This is a genomic window from Streptomyces hazeniae, from assembly GCF_031845485.1.
Lineage (GTDB): Bacteria > Actinomycetota > Actinomycetes > Streptomycetales > Streptomycetaceae > Streptomyces > Streptomyces hazeniae.
Genome location: NZ_JAVREQ010000019.1, coordinates 86,801 through 106,096 on the forward strand (window position 1 = coordinate 86,801; position 19,296 = coordinate 106,096).

The following is a 19,296-nucleotide window of genomic DNA, read 5'->3' on the forward strand; positions in this document are numbered from 1 at the left end:
CTGCTCCTCCGCCGTCAGTGGCTGTGGTCGTGGCCGTCGCCGTGGCTGTGACCGTCCCCGTGGTCGTGGCCGTCACCGCCGCCGTCACCGCCACCGTCACCGCCACCGAGCTTCTCCTCGATCAGCGAGGTGAACTGCTGCGGCATCATGGGCGGGCTCTGGCCGTCGACGGTCAGCTTCTTGCCGTCCAGCTTCAGGGTCGGGGTGCCCTGGATCTTCTCGTCCTGGAACTGCTGCGAGATCTTCATGGCCCAGGCGTCGTAGGTGCCGTTCTCGACGGCCTTCTCGAACTCCTTGTTGCCCTTCAGTCCGTCGACGTCCTTCGCCAGCTTGATCAGGTAGGCGTCGTCGCCGAACTTGTCGTCGGCCTCCTCCGGGTGGCCGTCCTTGGAGAACAGGACCTCCTTGTAGGCCATGAAGGCCTCCGGGCTCTCGTTCAGCGCCGCGCCCAGGGCGCTCAGGGAGTTCTTCGAGCCGGTGCCGCTGAAGGTCGGGTTGTCGTCGATGAAGGTGCCGAAGGTGTACGAGACCTTGTAGTCCCCGTCCTCCATGCCCTTCTTCACCGTCTCGCCGACGTTCTGCTCGAAGCCTGCGCAGACCGGGCAGCGCATGTCCTCGTAGATGGCGAGGGTGTGCTCGGCGGACTCGTCGCCGATGACGATGTCGGTGCCGCCTGCGCCCAAGGTGTTCTCGGGCGCCTTGTAGGTCACGCCGTCGGCGGAGGCGCCGGGGCCTTCCTTGGCGACCTGGGCCGCCGTCTCCCAGCGGCCCTCGCCACCGGTGAGGTTGGTGACGGCCCAGCCGATGCCGCCGGCCAGCGCGAGCACGGCCACGATGCCGCCGCTGATCGCCAGCGTGCGCCGCATCTTCTCCTTCTTGGCCTGCTTCTCGCGCTCGATGCGCAGCCGCTCGCGGGCGGCGCGCTTGGCTTCCTGGCTGTTGCGCTTGCTCATGTCGGGTTCTCCGTGCGTGGTGGGGGTGGTTGCGGACGTGCGCCGGTCAGGCCGCGAGGGCCGGAGCGACGGGCGGTCCGCGCCGCAGCACGGAGTGGAGGAGCAGGGGGAGCGGACGCGATGCGGGTACGGCGGCCGTGTGCCGCGGGCGTGCGGGAGCGGCCGGCGGCACCGGACGGGCCCGGACGGCCAGCAGCAGCGGCCGGAACGCGGTGGCCGCCGCCGCGCGCAGCAGCCGCGCCACCGCGGCCTCGCCGCGGCGCAGCCAGCCGGCGGCGGCGAGGCCGACGGCGACGTGCGCGGCGAGCAGCAGCCAGGGAGAGCCCTGCTGGAGTGTCCCGCCGAGGCCGGTGCCGCCGGAGGCCGCCACCTGGGCCAGCGGAGTGCCGACCTCGCCCCCCGCGCACAGCACGTCGATCCCGACCGAACGCAGCGGGCCGGTCACCGGCCCGCCGCCGGGGCCGTAACAGGCGTGCCGGCCGTTGGTGAAGACGGTGTCGGCGAACAGCTCCAGCGGGATCAGCAGCGCTGCGATGCGCCAGAAGCCGCGTTCCCGGCCGGCGAGGGCGAAGGCGACCAGGAACACCGCGACGCCGATCACGCCGAGGGTCACCGGCGGTACGGGGGAGCCGGACAGCAGCACGTGGGCGCCGCTGGACAGCGCGACGCACAACGCGGTGAAGACCGCGGCGCGCGTGGCGCGGAGGCCCGTCGTCGTCCCTGTGGTCGCCATGTCCATCGCGGCCCGAGTGTGCCACGCCGGGGCGTAAAGCGGCACTAAGAGAAGGACCCGATTGCGGATCGTGAGGTAAGGGGCAGGCCCACGGCGGGCGGACGGCCCGATTCACGCGCGTGTGCACGCGGCGCATGCCAACCCGGCGGGCCGGGCGCAGGGGCCCGGCCCGCCGGAACTGCGGTGGCTAGAGAGCCGTCTTGCTGGTCTCCTTCGACCACCAGACCGCGGCTACGGTGACGGCGGAGGCGAGAGCGGTGTACGCGGCGACCGCGTATCCGCTGTCGAACCGGCTGAGCAGGGCGACCCCGATCAGCGGCGCGACGCTGCCGCCGACGACGCCGGCGAGCTGGTACCCGACGGAGGAGCCGCTGTAGCGGACGGGAGTGGGGAAGAGTTCGGCGATGTAGGCGGCCATGGGGCCGTACATCGCTGCCTGCCCGATCAGTCCGACGGTGATCGCCAGAGCGGCGGCACCGGCTGACTCGGTGTCCAGCAGGGGGAAGAAGGCGAAGCCCCAGACGCCGACGATGACTGCTCCGGCAAGGTAGACGGGCCGGCGACCGACGCGGTCGGACAGCACGGCGAAGGCCGGGATCGCCAGGAGCTGGACGGCTGAGGCGATGATGACGCCGTTGAGCACGAGGGAGCGGTCCGCGCCGAGTTGCTGGGTCACGTAGGTGATGGAGAACAGGGCGAAGGTGTAGTAGGAGACGTCCGAAGCGATCCGCATGCCGATCGTGATCAGCAGCGGCCTGCGGTGATCGCGGAAGACGTCCCGCAGGGGATGGCGTTCGGGCGCCTGTTGCATGCTCTCCCGGAAGAGCGGCGACTCCTCCACGGCCTTCCGGATCCACAGACCGACCAGGATCAGCACGGCGCTGAGCAGGAACGGAACGCGCCAGCCCCAGGAGTCGAACTGCTCCTCGGACAGGACGGTGCCGACGAGTGCCAGGGCGCCCACCGCGAGGAGGTTGCCCATGGGCACGCCGATCTGGGGCCAGCTGGCGTAGAAGCCGCGACGCCTGGCGCCTCCGCTGGCCTCACCGTGTTCGGCGACGATGGCCACGGCGCCGCCCCACTCGCCGCCGAGGCCGAGCCCCTGGCAGAAGCGGAGGACCACGAGCAGCACGGGTGCGGCGACGCCCAGCGTGTCGTACCCGGGCAGCACGCCCATCAGGAAGGTGGACAGCCCCATCAGCATCAGCGTGGCCATGAGGGTGGACTTGCGGCCGTACCGGTCGCCCATGTGACCGAAGAGGACGCCGCCGAGCGGGCGGGCCAGGAAGGCGACGGAATACGTCGCGAACGCGAGCAGGGTGCCGGTCAGGGGGTCGAAGTCGGGGAAGAAGACCTTGTTGAAGATGAGCGCTGCGGCCGACCCGTAGAGGAAGAAGTCGTACCACTCGATGGTGGTGCCGACGAAGCTGCCCAGGATGGCCTTCCGGAGCCCTCCGGTACGGCCGTAGGAGGCGGGGCCCTTCCCGGGGGTGAGCGCCGTAGTGGGCTCTTTCATCGGACGTCTCCTTCGCACAGGACGGCGGCCAGCTGCTCGATGGCCCAGTTCAGGTCGTTCGGGTCCGCGACGAGTGGTGGGGCGAGGCGGATGGTCGCGCCGTGCGTCTCCTTGGCGAGGACACCACGGCGCAGAAGGGACGCGCAGACCTGGCGCCCGGTCGCCACGGCCGGGTCGATGTCCACGCCGGCCCACAGGCCGCGGGTACGGACCGCCGTCACACCCCTGCCGACCAGGGGCCTGAGCCGGCGAGCCATGTGCTCCCCGAGGTCGTGCGCGCGTCGCTGCGGTGCGCCGTCGCGCAGCAGGGCGATCACCGCGCGGGCGACGGCTGCGGCGAGGGGATTGCCTCCGAAGGTGCTGCCGTGCTGCCCGGGCTGGAGCACCCCCATCACGGCCCAGCTCCCCACGACGGCGGAGACGGGCACGATGCCGCCGCCGAGTGCCTTTCCGAGCAGCATCAGATCGGGACGAACGCCCTCGTGGTCGCAGGCGAAGGTGCGACCGGTGCGGGCGAGACCGCTCTGGATCTCGTCGGCGAGGAACAGCACGTTGTCGGCGTCGCACACGGCCCGGACGTCGGTGAGGTATCCGTCCGGCGGGACGATCACCCCGGCTTCGCCTTGTATCGGCTCTATCAGCACGGCGACGGTGGTGGCGTCGACGGCGGAGGCGAGGGCCGCGGCGTCGCCGAACGGCACCGAACGAAAACCGGGCGTGTAGGGACCGAAGCCGGTGGTGGCGTCCTTGTCGCCGGAGAAGGAGATGATGCTCGTGGTCCGGCCGTGGAAGTTGCCGTCGGCGACGACGATCGTGGCCTGGTTCTCCGGCACCCCCTTCACCTCGTAGCCCCACTTGCGGGCGATCTTGAGCGCGCTCTCGACCGCTTCCGCGCCGGTGTTCATGGGAAGGACGGCTTCAGTCCCCGTCAGCTCGGCGAGTTCGTGGCAGAAGGCTCCGAGCTGGTCGTGGTGAAAGGCCCTGCTGGTGAGCGTGACCCGAGCGAGCTGCTCGGTCGCCGCGCGGACGAGTGCAGGGTGGCGGTGTCCGAAGTTCAGGGCCGAATAGCCGGCCAGACAGTCGAAGTAGCGGCAGCCCGCGGTGTCGGTGACCCAGGCGCCCCCGGCTTCCGCGACGACGACCGGAAGCGGGGCGTAATTGCGGGCGGTGTGCGCCCGTTCCAGTTCCAGGGCGACGTGGCCGCTGTTGCTCGTGAGCATGTCAGCCCACCACCGTCAGCTCGTGGGGCAGTCGGTGCAGCACCTCGTGGCCGTCCCTCGTGACCAGGACGAGGTCCTCGATCATGATCGCTCCGGTGTCGGAGGAGTAGGCGGGAGTCTCCACGGCCAGCACCATTCCGGCTTCCAGCGGACGGCCCTCGTCGGAGCCGAGGTAGGGAGGCTCCTCGTGGAAGGTGTCGATACCGACGGAGTGACCGTAGTGGCCGCGGGTGAAGGAGGGGTATCCGCCGGCCCGGATGTGCTGCTCCGCGGTGCGGAAGACCTCCCGGACCGGGGTGCCGGGACGGATGACGGCGCGGGCTTTCTCGTGGGCGTCGAGCAGGACGTCGTAGAGGCGGCGTGTCTCCGGGCGGATCGTGCGGTACGCGAAGGTGCGGCCTCCGTCACCGCGATAGCCGCCGACGGTGGTGCCGCAGTCGAACTTGATCAGGTCGCCCTCGGCCAGGCCGCCGCCGCTCTCGGAGTCGACTCCGATCTTCGTCGAGGAGCCCACCGCCGGCAGTACCCACTGATCGGTGTAGTCCGCGTAGCGGGTGTCGGCCATGGCGGCGGCCAGAACGCCCTGCTGGTAGCGATGCCGCATGTCCAGGGCGGTGAGTCCGGGGCGCAGGTCGGTGACGGCGTGGGTCATGCCGGCCTCGGACAGCTCCGTGGCCCTGCGCAGCCTGTCGATCTCGAAGTCGTACTTCACGCTGCGCAGCGCGTACAGGTCCTCGGTCATGTCCGCCCAGGACAGCGCGGGTGCGAAGCCGGCGACCCGACGGACGGTGTCGTGGAGGACGTAGCGCAGGTCGGTGCCGATCCGCCCGTCGAGCAGACCGCGGTCGGCGAGGACGGAGCGCAGCACCGCGTCCTGTTCCGCCGTGTCGTACTGCGCCGGCCGCGTCTCCGGGGCGGCAGAGGCGGGTGCGGAGCCGGCGAGGTCGGCTGCGTCGCGCAGTTCGACCCACACCCGGAAGGAGCGGACGTCGTCGAAGCCGCTGACTTCGCGGGCCTGCACGGCCTCGAAGTCGCTGACCACCAGGGCGGGCGGCTGCGCCGGGTCTGCCGGGACTACGGCGACGACGGTGCCCAGCATCCGCCACCATTCCATGAGGAAGAAGCTCTGGAAGCCGGTGACGTAGAAGACGTTCGAGGGCGTGTAGGCGACGTATGCGTCCAGGCCACGGGCCTGCAACCGTTGACGGATCGCGTCGATGATCTGAGTGCGCATGGGTGTCCTGGGGGAGAGGGTGGCGGCCGTCACGGGCGGGCCGCCGAAGACCTTCCCACCGTGCGCGGTGGATCTGTGATATGTCCAATACGTACTTGGCTCCCCTGTGAGACGTGTGAGATATCAGAGCGATGGAGATCAGACAGCTTCGGTACTTCGTGACCGTGGCGGAGGAACTGCATTTCGGCCGGGCCGCCGCCCGTCTGCACATGTCGCAGCCGCCGCTCAGCCAGCAGATCCAGCGGCTCGAGCGCCACCTGGGGTTCCCGCTCTTCGAACGCACCCGGCGCTCCGTGCACCTCACCCGGGCGGGTGAGGTGCTGCTGCAGGAGGCGCAGCGCGCCCTCGCCCAGGCCGACCGTGCCGAGGAGGTCGCAGGGCTGATCCGAAGCGGCACAGCGGGCACCGTACGGATCGGCTTCGTCGGCTCCGCCCTGTACGGGGTCCTTCCCCACGCTCTGCGGAGCCTCCGCAGCCGGCTCCCGGACGTGCACTTCACCGCCCGTGAGATGGAGTCCAACGATCAGCTGCGGGCGCTCGAGGAGGACGTGATCGACCTCGGCCTCACCCGCCCACCGTTGCCCCTCGGAGACCTCGCGGTGCGGGACATCCACGAGGAGGCGCTGGTGGCGGCGCTGCCCGAGGGCCACCCGCTGGAAGGGCGCGGCCGACCGGTGGCGCTGCGGGAGCTGGCCGCGGAACCGTTCGTCCTCTTCTCCCCGGAGCACGGCAGCGGCTTCTGGGCCACGTTGGCGCGCGCTTGCGACGACGCGGGCTTCTCGCCCGAGGTGACCTACCGCGCGGAGCACATCCACACCATGATCGGCATGGTCGCCGCGGGCCTCGGCGTGTCACTCGTCCCCGCCTCGGCCGCTCAGCTACGGCTCGGCCAGGTGCGCTACCTGCCTCTCGCCGGGCCGCCCGTCATGCTCCGCCTCAGCCTCATCTGGGACGGCCGCCGCACGCTACCCGCCCTGGAACGCGTCACCGCGGTGCTCGCGGAAGCCGCGCGCACCTACGCCGCGACACGCGACGGGGCGGGCGAAGCGGACGGTGTTCCACCCCCCGACGAGCCGCGAGGGTAGCGGCTGCGCATCCCTCGCGGCTCCGGCTACAGGCCCGGAATCCGTCCGTTACGGAACAGGTCGACGAAGATCGCGTGGTCACGGCGCGTACGCGCGCCGTAGTCGTGGGCGAAGTCCACGAGCATCTGCGCGAAGCCCTCCCCGTCCGAGCCGATCACGGCGTCGATGGCGCGCTCGGTGGAGAAGGGGACGAGGGAGTGGCCGGACTCGTCGACGTCCGCCGCGGCGTGCATCGCGGCGGTGGAGGCGCCCAGATCGGTGACCACGCGCGCGATCTCCTCGGGCGAGTCCAGGTCCGACCAGTCCAGGTCGACGGCGTACGGGGAGACCTCGGCCACCAGCTGGCCGGTGCCGTCGAGTTCCGTCCAGCCGAGCCAGGGGTCGGAGTTGGCCTGCAGGGCGCGCTGCGAGATCACCGTGCGGTGGCCCTCGTGCGTGAAGTAGCCGCGGATCTCCGGGTCGGTGATGTGCCGGGACACGGCCGGGGTCTGCGCCTGCTTCATGTAGATCACCAGGTCGTTCTCCAGCGCGTCGCTGTGGCCCTCCAGCAGCACGTTGAACGAGGGGAGGCCGGCGCTGCCGATGCCGACCCCCCGGCGCCCGACCACGTCCTTGACCCGGTAGGCGTCCGGCCGGAAGTGCATGCCGGGCGGCAGGGTGTCCAGGTACCGGTCGAATGCCTCCAGGACCCGGGAGCGGGTCGCCGAGTCCAGCGCGACCGCGCCGCCGCCGGGGGCGAACCGGCGCTCGTGGTCGCGGATCTCGGTCATGGTGTCCAGCAGGCCGAAGCGGGTGTTCGCGCGGGCCGCGTGCAGCGCGGCCAGGACCGGTCCTTCGGCGGTGTCCAGGGTGAGGGAGGGGACGTCCTCGTCCTTGGCACCGGTGGCCAGGGCGTGCGTCCGCTCCCGGTACGCGCGGGCGTACGTCCGTACCAGCTCCGTGATCTGCTCGTCGCTGAGTGCCTTGGCGTAGCCGAGCAGCGCCGCCGAGGCGGCGAAGCGCTTCACGTCCCAGGTGAAGGGGCCGACGAAGGCCTCGTCGAAGTCGTTGACGTTGAAGACCAGCCGGCCGTTGGCGTCCATGTAGGTGCCGAAGTTCTCGGCGTGCAGGTCGCCGTGGATCCACACCCGGCTCGTCCGCTCGTCCAGGAACGGGCCGCTGTCCTTCTCCCCGTCGAGGTCGGCGTAGAAGAGGCAGGCGGTGCCCCGGTAGAACGCGAACGCGGATCCGGCCATCTTGCGGAACTTGACCTGGAAGGCCGCCGGGTCCGCGGCGAGCAGCTCCCCGAACGCCGCGTCGAAGACCTCGAGGATCCGCTCGCCGCGTGCCTCGTCGTCCGGGCCGATCTGCTGGCTTGTCATGTCACTCGCCCCTTCTGCTGCGCGCGCCGTGTCGGCGGTGTCCTCGTGCGAGCGTAGGCGTGGCGGCCCGCTCCCGTCCCGGAGACCCGGGCGCCTTCCGCGTCGCGTCGGGCGTTGTCAGTGGCGGCCCGTAGACTCCTCAATCGCCCCAGAAGACCCGCCCAGGAACCGCGCCGGAGGTGGCCCGCCCCGTGTCAGAGCAGCCGTTCACCCATCTGCATGTGCACACGCAGTACTCGCTCCTGGACGGCGCCGCGCGTCTGAAGGACATGTTCTCGGCGTGCAACGAGATGAACATGTCGCACATCGCGATCACCGACCACGGCAACCTGCACGGCTCGTACGACTTCTTCCACCAGGCGCAGGCCGCCGGCGTCACCCCCGTGATGGGCATCGAGGCATACCTGGCCCCGGAGTCGCGGCGGAACCTGCGTCCGGTGAAGTGGGGCACCCCGCACCAGAAGCGGGACGACGTCTCCGGTAACGGCGCCTACACCCACATGACCATGTGGGCGCGGAACAGCACGGGCCTCTACAACCTCTTCCGCGCCCAGTCCCGGGCCGGTCTGGAGGGTTTCTTCCGCAAACCACGGATGGACCGCGAGCTGCTGGCCGAGTACGCGGACGGCCTGATGGCCACGACCGGCTGCCCGTCGGGCGAGGTGAGCACCCGTATCCGTCTCGGACAGATGGACGAGGCGCTGAAGGCGGCCGGCGAGTACCAGGACATCTTCGGCAAGGAGAACTTCTTCGTCGAGCTGATGGACCACGGCATCGACATCGACAAGCGGGCGCGGGCCGGCCTGGAGGAGATCGCCCGCAAGCTCGACGCGCCCTTCGTGGTCACCAACGACTCGCACTACACCTACGAGCGGGAGGCCAGCGCGCACGACACGCTGCTGTGCATCCAGACCGGCTCCAACCTCTCCGACCCGGACCGGTTCAGCTTCGACGGGGCGGGCTACTACCTGAAGTCCGCCGCCGAGATGTACGCGATCGACAACTCTGACGCCTGGCAGCAGGGCTGCCTCAACACGCAGCGGCTCATCGCCGACCGGGTGGACACCACCGGCATGTTCGCCAAGCGCGACCTGATGCCCCGGTTCGACGTGCCGCAGGGGTACGACGAGGTCTCCTGGTTCCAGGAGGAGGTCCGCCGCGGCATGGCCCGCCGCTACCCGTCCGGCGTTCCCGAGGACCGCCAGGCCCAGGCGGACTACGAGATGAAGGTCGTCATCGACATGGGCTTCCCCGGGTACTTCCTGGTGGTCGCCGACTTCATCATGTGGGCCAAGAACAACGGCATCGCCGTCGGCCCCGGCCGCGGCTCCGCGGCCGGCTCGATCGTGTCCTACGCCATGGGCATCACCGACCTCGACCCGATCGAGCACGGGCTGATCTTCGAGCGGTTCCTCAACCCCGAGCGCGTCACCATGCCCGACGTCGACATCGACTTCGACGAGCGCAGGCGCGGCGACGTGATCCGCTACGTCACCGAGAAGTACGGCGCCGACAAGGTGTCCATGATCGGCACCTACGGCACCATCAAGGCGAAGGCCGCCATCAAGGACGCCTCCCGTGTGCTGGGCTACCCGTACGCGATGGGCGACCGCATCACCAAGGCGATGCCGGCCGACGTGCTGGGCAAGGGCATCCCGCTCTCCGGCATCACCGACAAGGACCACCCGCGCTACAGCGAGGCCGGCGAGGTCCGCGGGATGTACGAGAACGAGCCGGACGTCACCAAGGTCATCGACGCCGCCCGGGGCATCGAGGGCCTGGTCCGGCAGATGGGCGTGCACGCCGCGGGCGTCATCATGTCCAGCGAACGCCTCATCGACCACGTCCCGGTGTTCTCCCCGAAGAACGACGGGACGGTCGTCACCCAGTGGGACTACCCCAGCTGTGAGGCCCTCGGCCTGCTCAAGATGGACTTCCTGGGCCTGCGGAACCTGACGATCATGGACGACGCCGTCAAGCTCATCAAGAAGAACAAGGGCGTCGAACTCACCCTGCTCGACCTGACGCTGGACGACCCCAAGACCTTCGAACTGCTCTGCCGCGGCGACACGCTCGGCGTCTTCCAGTTCGACGGCGGGCCGATGCGGTCGCTGCTGCGGCTGATGAAGCCGGACAACTTCGAGGACATCTCCGCCGTCTCGGCCCTCTACCGGCCCGGACCCATGGGCATGAACTCGCACATCAACTACGCCCTGCGGAAGAACGGCCAGCAGGAGATCACCCCGATCCACCCGGAGCTGGAGGAACCTCTCAAGGAGGTCCTCGGCATCACCTACGGCCTGATCGTCTACCAGGAGCAGGTGCAGAAGGCCGCCCAGGTCCTCGCCGGCTATTCCCTCGGACAGGCCGACCTGCTGCGCCGCGCCATGGGCAAGAAGAAGCAGGAGGTCCTGGACGCCGAGTTCGTCAACTTCCAGAAGGGCGCCCGGGACAAGGGCTACTCCGATGAGGCGATCCAGGCCGTGTGGGACGTGCTGGTCCCCTTCGCCGGCTACGCCTTCAACAAGGCCCACTCCTCGGCGTACGGGCTGGTCACCTACTGGACGGCGTACCTCAAGGCCAACTACCCGGCCGAGTACATGGCGGCGCTGCTCACCTCGGTGCGCGACGACAAGGACAAGTCGGCGATCTACCTCAACGAGTGCCGCAAGATGGGCATCAAGGTGCTCCCGCCGGACGTCAACGAGTCCGACGCCAACTTCACGCCGCAGGGTGACGACACCATCGTCTTCGGCCTCACGGCCGTGCGGAACGTCGGCAACAACGTCGTCGACTCGATCGTGCGGTGCCGGAAGTCGAAGGGCAAGTACTCCTCCTTCCCCGACTTCCTCGACAAGGTCGAGGCCGTGGTGTGCAACAAGCGCACCGTCGAATCGCTCATCAAGGCCGGGGCGTTCGACGAGATGGGTCACACCCGGAAGGGCCTCACGGCCCACTTCGAAACCATGATCGACAACGTGGTGCAGGTGAAGCGGAAGGAGGCGGAGGGCCAGTTCGACCTCTTCGGCGGCATGGGCGACGACACCGCCGACGACACCCCCGCCTTCGGCCTGGACGTGGAGTTCTCCGACATCGAGTGGGACAAGACCTACCTGCTCGCCCAGGAGCGGGAGATGCTCGGCCTGTACGTCTCCGACCACCCCCTCTTCGGTCTGGAGCACGTCCTCAACGACAAGGCCGACGCCGCCATCGCCCAGCTCACCGGCGGCGACTACTCCGACGGCTCGATCGTCACCATCGGCGGCATCATCTCCGGTCTCCAGCGGAAGATGACCAAGCAGGGCAACGCGTGGGCCATCGCGACGGTCGAGGACCTGGCCGGCTCCCTCGACTGCATGTTCTTCCCCGCGACGTACCAGCTCGTCTCGACCCAGCTCGTCGAGGACGCCGTGGTCTTCGTCAAGGGCCGCCTCGACAAACGGGAGGACGTCCCCCGGCTGGTGGCGATGGAGCTGATGATCCCCGACCTGAGCGAGGCCTCCGCCAACGCGCCGGTGACCCTCACCATCCCCACGGTGAAGATCACACCTCCGCTGGTCGAGAAACTGGGCGAGGTGCTGACCCACCACCGCGGCCACACCGAGGTCCGGGTCCGCCTCCAGGGCGCCCGCAAGACCACGGTCCTGCGCCTGGACCGCCACCGCGTCACCGTCGACCCCGCCCTCTTCGGCGACCTCAAGCAACTCCTGGGCCCCGCCTGCCTCACAGGCTGACGTCTTTCCCGGCGCGCCGGCCGTGCGGCGCGCATGGGCTCTCACTCTCCTCGCGCGAACGTGCCCGTAGGGCGACCATCCGGTCGCCCTACGGGCACGTTCGTGTGCTCACCGTCGCCGTAAGGGCTTCTCTGCGTCCGTTCCCTTGACCGGCGCAGGGGTGCGCGATACCAATTCAGGACCGCAGGGTGGTACGTGCGTTTCATCAGATGAATCAGCCGGTGAGGTCAGCAGCCTCGAACGCCTGAGAGAAGGTCCCCAGCATGCAGCGGTTCCGCCTGCTTCGCTCCCTGACAGTCGCCGCCTGCTGTCTCGCGGCCGCCGCGTGCGGCACCACGAAGGCCGCGCCGGACGGTGAAACCCTCGTGATCGCCGACCTCTACTCGCCGACCCACTCCATCAGCGAAGCCGGCATCCAGCCGTTCATGAAAGAAGTGCGCGAGGCGTCCGACGGCCGCATCGACTTCGACTACCGCTCCTCCGAGCAGCTCGTCGCGGCGGAGGACAACCACTGGGCGCTCCGGGCCGGAGCGGCCGACGCCGGAAACATCCTGTACATGGACAGCCAGATGTCCCTGATGTACGTACCGCAGCTGCCCGGACTCTTCACGGACCGGGAGGTGGTCGGAGCGTCCCGGGCCTTCTGGGAGTTCGTGCAGACCAACCCGCAGATCCAGGCGGACTTCCGCGAGTGGAACATGCGGCCGCTGTTCTGCTTCACCACCACCAACTACCAGATGCAGTTCTCCGACCGGTCCGTCTCCGGCCTGTCAGGCATCGAGGGCAAACAGGTGCGTGCGGCCGGGAGCATCCTCCCGCACACGATCGAGGCGACCGGAGCCGTGTCGACCGACATCAACGCGGCGGAGGCGTACGACGCCTTCAACCGGGGCGTCGTCGAAGGGCTGAGCCTGTCGGTCACCAGCATGCGGGACTACTCCTTCTACGAACTCATCGAGTCGGCCGTCATCGGCCTCGACCTCGGCGGGTTCCCGGTCTGCTACGCGATCAGCAGCGAACGGTGGAATCAGCTGTCCGACGAGGAACAGCGCGTCCTCCGCAAGGCCGGCGAGCAGTCCGTGGTGGCCTCGGCGACCACGCTGCGGGACCAGGTCGAGGCGGAGATCGACCAGTGGAGGCGAGACGGGATCGACGTGCACGTCGCCGACCGGACCCCGGGCTTCGAGAAGCACCTCGACCAGGTCGAGGACTCCTGGGTGGACCAGTTGGTGGGCGACGGAGCGGACCGGAAGACGGTCGAAGGCGCCATCGCCCAGTGGAAGCGGCTGCTCGCCAAACACACCGGTAAGTGACGCAGCCCGCTGAGCCGGAACAGACTCGGAAAGAGGAACCATGGCAGGTCGGGAAAGCCCTCGGCGCGGCGGTCGCGCCGCGCTCGACGGCATCCACCACATCGCGGCGAACCTCGCCGGCGCGGTATTGATCCTCATCACCCTCATCGTCCTCGCCGGTGTCGGCTCCCGTCTCTTCTTCGGGCAGCCACTTCCGGCGGCGAACGACCTCATCGGCAGCTGCCTGATGGTGGCCCTCACCTACCTGGCGCTCTCCTCGTCCCTTCCCATCCGCATCACGGTGGTGACCCGGAGGCTGCCGAAGCGCGTCGCGCGGGGCGTCGACGGTTGCGTCGTCGCGGTCTGCGCGACCGGCGTGGCGCTCGCCGTCTGGGCCGCGCTCGCCATCGCGGTCAACGCGTTCCGCACCGGTGAGTCGACCGTGGGGCTCTACACCTTCGACATCGCTCCGTTCCGCTTTCTCATCGTCGTCGGACTCCTCCTGCTCCTGCTGCGCATCGTCCGGTCCGGGGGTGCCTGGCTGGCGGGCGAAGGCGAGGACGAGGACGAGGAGGCGACGGACGGAACGTCGTCCGGCGCCCCGGCCGGCACGGGCGACGCCGGCGCGTACCCGCGGGGTGGCGCCGCGCCCGACGGCCGCTCCGGTTCCTCCCCCCTGACCGCCGACTCCCCGAAGGACGGCTGACATGGTGACCGTCGGAATCCTGGCCGGGCTGCTGGGCCTGGTGCTGTTGCTCGCCATCGGCACGCCGACCGGCCTGGCCATGCTGATCTCGGGCAGCTGCGGCCTGCTGATCGTGTACGGCCCCGACGCGATGGTGATGTACCTGGGCACCTCCATGTACCGGGAGGCGGCCAACTTCGTCCTGCTGGCGATCCCGCTTTTCGTCTTCATGGGCGCCCTGGGAAGCCAGGGGCGCTTGTGGGAGAGACTCTTCGCCTGGGCCTACGCCCTGGTGGGGCGCATCGGAGGCGGCCTCGGCATGGCCATCGTCGGGGCGGGGGCGGTGCTCGGCGCCGCGTCCGGGTCCTCCACCGCCAACGCCGCCGCGCTGGGCAAGGTGGCCATCAAGGAGTCGCAGAAGTACGGCTACGAGCGGCGCACCGTCCTGGCGTGCATCGCGTCCTCCGCGACCATCGCCGTGATGATCCCGCCCAGCATCACGCTCATCGTGTACGCACTGCTCACCGAGACCTCGGTGGCCCGCCTCTTCGCGGCCGGTGTGGTGCCCGGCCTCCTCACCGCGGTTCTCCTCATCGGGGTCGTCGCCGTGCTGGCCCGGATGCGGCCTGAGGGCCTGCCCAAGGGCCCGAAGTTCAGCCTGCGTCAGCAGGCGGCCGCCACCGGGGAGGTCGCCCCGATCCTCGGGGTCATCGGTCTGGTCATCGTCGGCATCTACGCCGGTCTCTACACGCCCACCGAAGCGGCGGCCGTGGGGGTGCTGGGCATCGGGACACTCGCCCTGATCCTCGGCCGGATCAAGATGCCCCAGCTCTTCGCCGCAGCACGCGAGGCCGCCCGGACCACCGGCATGATCTTCCTGATCATCGTGGGTGCCTTTGTCTTCGGCCGCTTCATGTCCGCCACCCAGATCCCGCAGGACTTCACCGAGGCGGTGTCCTCGCTGCCGCTGGGGCCGTACCCCATCCTCGTCATCCTGCTGGCCGTCTACATCGTCCTCGGCACCTTCATGGACCAGCTGGCGATCCAGGTGCTCACCATTCCGATCGTCTTCCCGCTCATCGAGGCGTTCGGCTTCGACCCGTACTGGTTCGCGATCATCTTCGTGAAGACCGTGGAGATCGGGTTGCTCACCCCGCCACTGGGACTGAACATCTACGTCGTCAGCGGACTGGCCAAGGTGCCGGTGCACGAGGCGTTCCGCGGTATAGGGCCCTTCCTGGCCGCCGACTTCCTGTTGCTGACCGGGCTGGTGGCCTTCCCCGAGCTGTCCCTGTGGCTGCCCGACCTGCTGCTGGGGGCGGCATGACGATGCATCTCGCCGTCGCTCTGCACGGCGGCACCGAGTCCGGCGGGGCGGAGCTGGCCCGGGACGCGGTCCGCACCGCGCGGACCGCACGGGACCTGGGCTACTCCGGGGTGGTGGCCGGCCAGCACTTCTTCACCGCTCCGCAGGGCTATCTCCAGCCGCTGCCGCTGCTGTCCCGGCTGGTCCCGGAGACCGGTGACATGCGACTGGTCGCGGGCGTCCTGTTGCTGCCGCTGCTCCATCCGCTGCAACTGGCCGAGGAGCTGGCCACGATCGACGCGCTCTCCGGCGGGCGGCTCGTGGTGGGCGCCGGCCAGGGGTACCGGGACGCGGAGTTCGCCGCCTTCGGCGTCCGCAAGAAGGACCGGCTCGGTGCCCAGCTGCGCGCCCTGGACGGCATGGTGGCCTGGTGGGGCGGCGCGGTCGTCGAGGAGGCGGGCACCGGCCTCGCCATGCGGCCGGTGAGCAGGCCGCACCCGCCGATCTGGTACGCGGCGGGCAACCGGCGGTCCTTCACCCGGGCCGCGGAGCGTGGCTGGACGCCGTTCATCGGGCCGCAGGCGACTCCGTCGGTGATCACCGGGCTGCTCGCCGGGGAACCGCGCGCCGCTTCCGTGGCGCTGCGCCGCGATGTGCTGGTCACCGACGTGATCGGGACGGCGGCCGCCGAGCGCGCGCTGCAGGCGCGCACCGCCGCGTACGGGGCGTGGGGGTACGGCGAGGCGGGCGCGGCCGAGCAGCCGTATCTGGTCGGTACCGCCCGCGAGTGCCGGGACCGGATGGCCCACCTCGCTGCGGCCGGCGTGACCGACCTGGTGATCCGTACCAACTGGCCGGGCATCGAGCACGCCGCGAGCCTCGAGATGCTCGCGGCCGTCGCCGGGCCCGTCGAGCCCGCGGGGGCATGACGCGACCATCCGGGCTGATGTGCCGCCTGGTGGAACGTTTGATTCGTACAATGAAACGCTGTTAGGGTGGGCCCCTCTTCACCGTGGGGCGCCGACAGGAGGAGATCGCCCTGGATATCGCGTACTTGCTGCGCCGGGCCGCGCGGATGTTCCCCGGCACGGTCGCGGTGGACGACGGCCACGTGGCCTGGACGGCGGAACAGCTACTGTCCCGAGGCGAACGGCTCGCCAACGCTCTCGACGCGCTCGGCGTACCGCAGGGCGCGACGGTCGGTGTGCTCTCGCACAACCGGTCGGCCTACCTGGAGGCGGACACCGCCATCGCGCTCGGGCGCCGGGTGCGCGTCGCGCTCAACGCCCGCCTGCACCTGGAGGACTTCCGCTACATCGCCGGCGACGCCGAGCTGGCCGCCCTCTTCTACTCCGCCGAGTTCGAGGAACAGGCGACCTCCCTGCGGGAGGCGTTCGGCCTGGTCCTGATCGCGCTCGACGGCCCCGGCGCCGCAGGGGCCGGGATCGAGGACCTGGTGGAGCAGTCGTCCGGCGAGGTGCGCCTGCGCGCGTCCGACCCGGAGGAGCCGGCCTGGATCGCGTACACCTCCGGCACTACGGGCCGGCCCAAGGGGGTGGTGCTCTCCCACCGCGCAGTCCGCGAGGTCGCCTACAACCTGCTGCTGGAGGTCGGCCCGGTCGTCCCGGGTGAACGCATCGTCCTCACCCAGCCGCTCTCGCACGGCGCCGGCTACTTCACGTTGCCGTACCTGCTCAGCGGCGCCGGTGTACAGGTGCAGCAGAAGTTCGACGCGGAGGAGGTCTGGGCCCTCTCCCGGCGCCCGGAGATCCGCACGCTCAAGGCCGTCCCCGCCATGCTGGAGCCCATCCTTGCCGCAGAGTCCGGCGAGTGGGGCTACGAGACGATCGTCTATGGCGCCTCCAGTATTCCGGCGCCCGTGCTGGACCGGTGTCTGGACCGCTTCGGTCCCACACTCATCCAGGACTACGGGCAGTCCGAGGCGCCCATGACGCTCACCTGCCTGCAGAAGACGGACCATCTGGACCCGGCCGTACGGCTCTCCGCCGGACGTCCCTGGAAGACCGTGGCCGTGGAGGTGCGCGACGACGACGGCTTCGTGGCCGGTCCGGGCGAAACCGGTGAACTGTACGTGCGCGGCCCGCACCTGATGACGCACTACCGCAACAAGCCCGAGGCGACCGCGGCCGTGCTGCAGGACGGCTGGCTGCGCACCAAGGACATGGCCGTGATGGACGACCGCGGCTTCGTGCACCTGCGCGGCCGCCGCGACGAGATGATCAACTCGGGCGGCTTCAACATCTCGCCGCGCGAAGTGGAGGACGTGCTCAGCGCCCACCACGGTGTCGACGAGGCCGTCGTGCTGGGCATCCCGGACGCCCGCTGGGGCGAAGCCGTCACCGCGGTCGTCCGTCCCGCCGCCGGCGCAGCGCTGACCGAGGCCGAGGTGCTGGCCTTCGCCCGGCCCCGGCTCAGGATGCGCACCCCCAAGAGGGTCCTGCTGTGGACCGACATCCCGCGCAACTCCTACGGCAAGGTCGACCGGCTCGGCATCAAGTCGCAACTCGAACGGGAGGTCGGCTGTGAGTGACGATGTGGTGATCGCGGGGGTCGGCATGCACCCCTTCGGTCGTTTCCCCGAACTGTCGCTGAAGGATCTGGCGCGTGTCGCGAGCATCCGTGCGCTCGTCGACGCGGGAATCGGTGTCAAGGACGTCCAGGCCGCCTACGCGGCCAACGCCATGGGCGGCCTGCTCCAGGGGCAGGAGATGGTGCGCGGGCAGACCGTGCTGCGCGAGATCGGCATCGACCGCATTCCGGTGGTCAACGTGGAGAACGCTTGTGCCGGCGGGTCGAGCGCACTGGCCCAGGCCGTGCTCACGGTCCGGGCCGGCGCGGCCGACGTCGTCCTCGCGGTGGGCTTCGAGAAGATGTTCGTCGCCGAACTCGCCCGTACGCTCGACGCGCTGGAGTCGGCCGCCGACCTCGACGTGGTGCGCGGGCTCGGTATCCAGTTCACCGCGATCTACGCCATGCGGCTGCGGCGCCTGATCGCCGAGGGAACGCTGAGTATGGACGACATCGTGGAAGTGTCGGTCAAGAGCCACGCCAACGGCGCGCTCAACCCCTACGCGCAGCACCGCAAGGAGGTCACCGCGGAACAGGTACGCGGCGCGCGGCCGATCGCCGACCCGCTGACCCTGCTCATGTGCAGCTCCATCTGCGACGGGGCGGCCGCCGCCGTCGTCGCACGGCGTGGGGCGCTGGAGACCGCCGGCCGCCCCACGGTCCGGGTGGTCGCCTCTCAGGGCGCCTCCGGCTTCACCGCACGCCCGGAAGGGGAGACGACCCTGTCCACCCTGTGCGCACGTAAGGCCTACGACGAGTCCGGTTGGGGCCCCGCGGACGTCGACGTCGCGGAGGTGCACGACGCCATGGCGCCCGCGGAACTGCTGTACGCCGAACACCTCGGCTTCTGCCCCCCGGGCGGTGTCTCGGAGTTCTTCCGCAGCGGCGCCACCCGCCTGGACGGCTCCCTGCCGATGAACCCCAGTGGCGGGCTGTCCTCGCGCGGCCACCCGGTGGGCGCCACCGGCCTCGCCCAGATCGCGGAACTGGTCTGGCAGTTGCGCGGCGAGGCGGGCCCCCGGCAGGTGGCGCGGCCGCGGGTCGCCCTGGCCCAGAACAGTGGCGGGTGGCTCGAGGGCGAGTCGGCGGCCGGCAACGTCCACATCCTGGAGAGGACCGAAGCATGGGACTAGAGCAGGCTCTCGACCGGTCTCCGACGGGGGAGCGCCCCCGCTTCGACCTGGCCCGCGGCGTACTGGTCGGCGGCCGGTGCGCGCAGTGCGCGACGGCGGTGTGGCCGTCGCGCGCCGTCTGCCACCACTGCGGCGGCTGGGACGTGCGGGAGGCGCCCTTCGCGCGCACCGCGCGGCTGCTCACCTTCACCGACGTGCACGTGCCCCGTCCCGGAGTGGAGGTGCCGTACACCCTCGGGCAGGTGGCGGTGGACGAGTCGGGGCCGCTGCTCTTCGGCCGGGTGCGCGGGCCGGTCCCGGAGGTGGCCGAACTGCCCTGCCCGGTGCGCATCGTGGTGCGGCCGGCGAAGGACGGTACGGGGACGTACTGGTTCGAACCGGCCACCGCCGTGCCGGAGGAGGCGCGGGGCCGAGGCGGGTGAGACGTCCGGTGACGAACGGCCGGACAGGGGGCG

Annotated in this window: 15 protein-coding genes; 9 read left to right on the forward strand and 6 right to left on the reverse strand. The window is 70.2% G+C overall.

The genetic code is table 11. The annotated features are described in order from the left end of the window. Positions 1 to 14 precede the first annotated feature (14 nt). The 5 genes from RM572_RS20225 to RM572_RS20245 form a co-directional block, all read right to left on the reverse strand. Positions 15 to 953: a thioredoxin domain-containing protein gene (locus RM572_RS20225; RefSeq protein WP_311674780.1), complete on the reverse strand. Its 939-nt coding sequence runs from the start codon at positions 951 to 953 to the stop codon at positions 15 to 17. Positions 954 to 999: 46 nt separating this feature from the next. Then, positions 1,000 to 1,692, reverse strand: a complete 693-nt coding sequence (locus tag RM572_RS20230) for a hypothetical protein (RefSeq protein WP_311674781.1) — start codon at positions 1,690 to 1,692, stop codon at positions 1,000 to 1,002. A 181-nt stretch (positions 1,693 to 1,873) separates the two neighbouring features. Beyond that, positions 1,874 to 3,202, reverse strand: coding sequence for an MFS transporter (locus RM572_RS20235; RefSeq protein ID WP_311674783.1), 1,329 nt, complete (start codon positions 3,200 to 3,202; stop codon positions 1,874 to 1,876). Then, the gene (gene rocD / locus RM572_RS20240; protein ID WP_311674784.1) at positions 3,199 to 4,422 is read right to left on the reverse strand and encodes an ornithine--oxo-acid transaminase; all 1,224 of its coding nucleotides are present in this window, start codon (positions 4,420 to 4,422) and stop codon (positions 3,199 to 3,201) included. The genes RM572_RS20235 and rocD overlap by 4 nt, the downstream gene beginning before the upstream one ends. 1 nt (position 4,423) lies before the next feature. After that, entirely contained in the window at positions 4,424 to 5,656 is a 1,233-nt protein-coding gene (locus tag RM572_RS20245; protein WP_311674785.1) for a Xaa-Pro peptidase family protein, read from the reverse strand. A gap of 131 nt (positions 5,657 to 5,787) precedes the next feature. On the opposite strand from RM572_RS20245, the gene RM572_RS20250 reads away from it, so the two are divergent. Beyond that, positions 5,788 to 6,741: a LysR substrate-binding domain-containing protein gene (locus RM572_RS20250; protein WP_311674786.1), complete on the forward strand. Its 954-nt coding sequence runs from the start codon at positions 5,788 to 5,790 to the stop codon at positions 6,739 to 6,741. 26 nt (positions 6,742 to 6,767) lie between these two features. Here RM572_RS20250 and RM572_RS20255 read toward each other — a convergent pair whose 3' ends face one another. Beyond that, positions 6,768 to 8,102, reverse strand: coding sequence for a DUF2252 domain-containing protein (locus tag RM572_RS20255; RefSeq protein ID WP_311674787.1), 1,335 nt, complete (start codon positions 8,100 to 8,102; stop codon positions 6,768 to 6,770). A 191-nt stretch (positions 8,103 to 8,293) separates the two neighbouring features. Here RM572_RS20255 and dnaE point away from each other — a divergent pair, with 191 nt between their 5' ends. The 8 genes from dnaE to RM572_RS20295 all read left to right on the forward strand — a co-directional run bounded on the left by dnaE (position 8,294) and on the right by RM572_RS20295 (position 19,263). Further along, a complete protein-coding gene (gene dnaE, locus RM572_RS20260) occupies positions 8,294 to 11,836 on the forward strand; it encodes a DNA polymerase III subunit alpha (RefSeq protein WP_311674788.1) in 3,543 nt (1,180 codons plus the stop codon). Between the two features lie 263 nt (positions 11,837 to 12,099). Continuing rightward, positions 12,100 to 13,149, forward strand: coding sequence for a TRAP transporter substrate-binding protein DctP (dctP, locus tag RM572_RS20265; protein WP_311674789.1), 1,050 nt, complete (start codon positions 12,100 to 12,102; stop codon positions 13,147 to 13,149). A gap of 40 nt (positions 13,150 to 13,189) precedes the next feature. Next, positions 13,190 to 13,834, forward strand: a complete 645-nt coding sequence (locus RM572_RS20270; RefSeq protein WP_311674790.1) for a TRAP transporter small permease — start codon at positions 13,190 to 13,192, stop codon at positions 13,832 to 13,834. Position 13,835: 1 nt separating this feature from the next. Beyond that, positions 13,836 to 15,140 carry a TRAP transporter large permease gene (locus RM572_RS20275; RefSeq protein WP_311674791.1) on the forward strand — a complete coding sequence of 435 codons (1,305 nt, stop codon included), beginning with the start codon at positions 13,836 to 13,838 and terminating at the stop codon, positions 15,138 to 15,140. Then, positions 15,137 to 16,048 (forward strand): LLM class flavin-dependent oxidoreductase, encoded by a 912-nt coding sequence (locus tag RM572_RS20280; RefSeq protein ID WP_311674792.1) that lies wholly within the window; start codon positions 15,137 to 15,139, stop codon positions 16,046 to 16,048. The genes RM572_RS20275 and RM572_RS20280 overlap by 4 nt, the downstream gene beginning before the upstream one ends. Before the next feature lie 83 nt (positions 16,049 to 16,131). Further along, positions 16,132 to 17,670 (forward strand): AMP-binding protein, encoded by a 1,539-nt coding sequence (locus RM572_RS20285; protein WP_311674793.1) that lies wholly within the window; start codon positions 16,132 to 16,134, stop codon positions 17,668 to 17,670. Further along, a complete protein-coding gene (locus RM572_RS20290; RefSeq protein ID WP_311674794.1) occupies positions 17,663 to 18,841 on the forward strand; it encodes a thiolase family protein in 1,179 nt (392 codons plus the stop codon). Before RM572_RS20285 ends, RM572_RS20290 begins: the two co-directional genes overlap by 8 nt. Next, the gene (locus tag RM572_RS20295) at positions 18,832 to 19,263 is read left to right on the forward strand and encodes a Zn-ribbon domain-containing OB-fold protein (RefSeq protein WP_311674795.1); all 432 of its coding nucleotides are present in this window, start codon (positions 18,832 to 18,834) and stop codon (positions 19,261 to 19,263) included. Before RM572_RS20290 ends, RM572_RS20295 begins: the two co-directional genes overlap by 10 nt. Positions 19,264 to 19,296 lie beyond the last annotated feature (33 nt).

Excerpts from the sequence above, each read along its gene's own strand:
- RM572_RS20225 (WP_311674780.1), bottom strand. The coding sequence starts at position 953 with ATGAGCAAGCGCAACAGCCAGGAAGCCAAGCGCGCCGCCCGCGAGCGG.
- RM572_RS20230 (WP_311674781.1), bottom strand. The coding sequence starts at position 1,692 with ATGGACATGGCGACCACAGGGACGACGACGGGCCTCCGCGCCACGCGC.
- RM572_RS20235 (WP_311674783.1), bottom strand. The coding sequence starts at position 3,202 with ATGAAAGAGCCCACTACGGCGCTCACCCCCGGGAAGGGCCCCGCCTCC.
- rocD (WP_311674784.1), bottom strand. The coding sequence starts at position 4,422 with ATGCTCACGAGCAACAGCGGCCACGTCGCCCTGGAACTGGAACGGGCG.
- RM572_RS20245 (WP_311674785.1), bottom strand. The coding sequence starts at position 5,656 with ATGCGCACTCAGATCATCGACGCGATCCGTCAACGGTTGCAGGCCCGT.
- RM572_RS20250 (WP_311674786.1), top strand. The coding sequence starts at position 5,788 with ATGGAGATCAGACAGCTTCGGTACTTCGTGACCGTGGCGGAGGAACTG.
- RM572_RS20255 (WP_311674787.1), bottom strand. The coding sequence starts at position 8,102 with ATGACAAGCCAGCAGATCGGCCCGGACGACGAGGCACGCGGCGAGCGG.
- dctP (WP_311674789.1), top strand. The coding sequence starts at position 12,100 with ATGCAGCGGTTCCGCCTGCTTCGCTCCCTGACAGTCGCCGCCTGCTGT.
- RM572_RS20270 (WP_311674790.1), top strand. The coding sequence starts at position 13,190 with ATGGCAGGTCGGGAAAGCCCTCGGCGCGGCGGTCGCGCCGCGCTCGAC.
- RM572_RS20275 (WP_311674791.1), top strand. The coding sequence starts at position 13,836 with ATGGTGACCGTCGGAATCCTGGCCGGGCTGCTGGGCCTGGTGCTGTTG.
- RM572_RS20280 (WP_311674792.1), top strand. The coding sequence starts at position 15,137 with ATGACGATGCATCTCGCCGTCGCTCTGCACGGCGGCACCGAGTCCGGC.
- RM572_RS20295 (WP_311674795.1), top strand. The coding sequence starts at position 18,832 with ATGGGACTAGAGCAGGCTCTCGACCGGTCTCCGACGGGGGAGCGCCCC.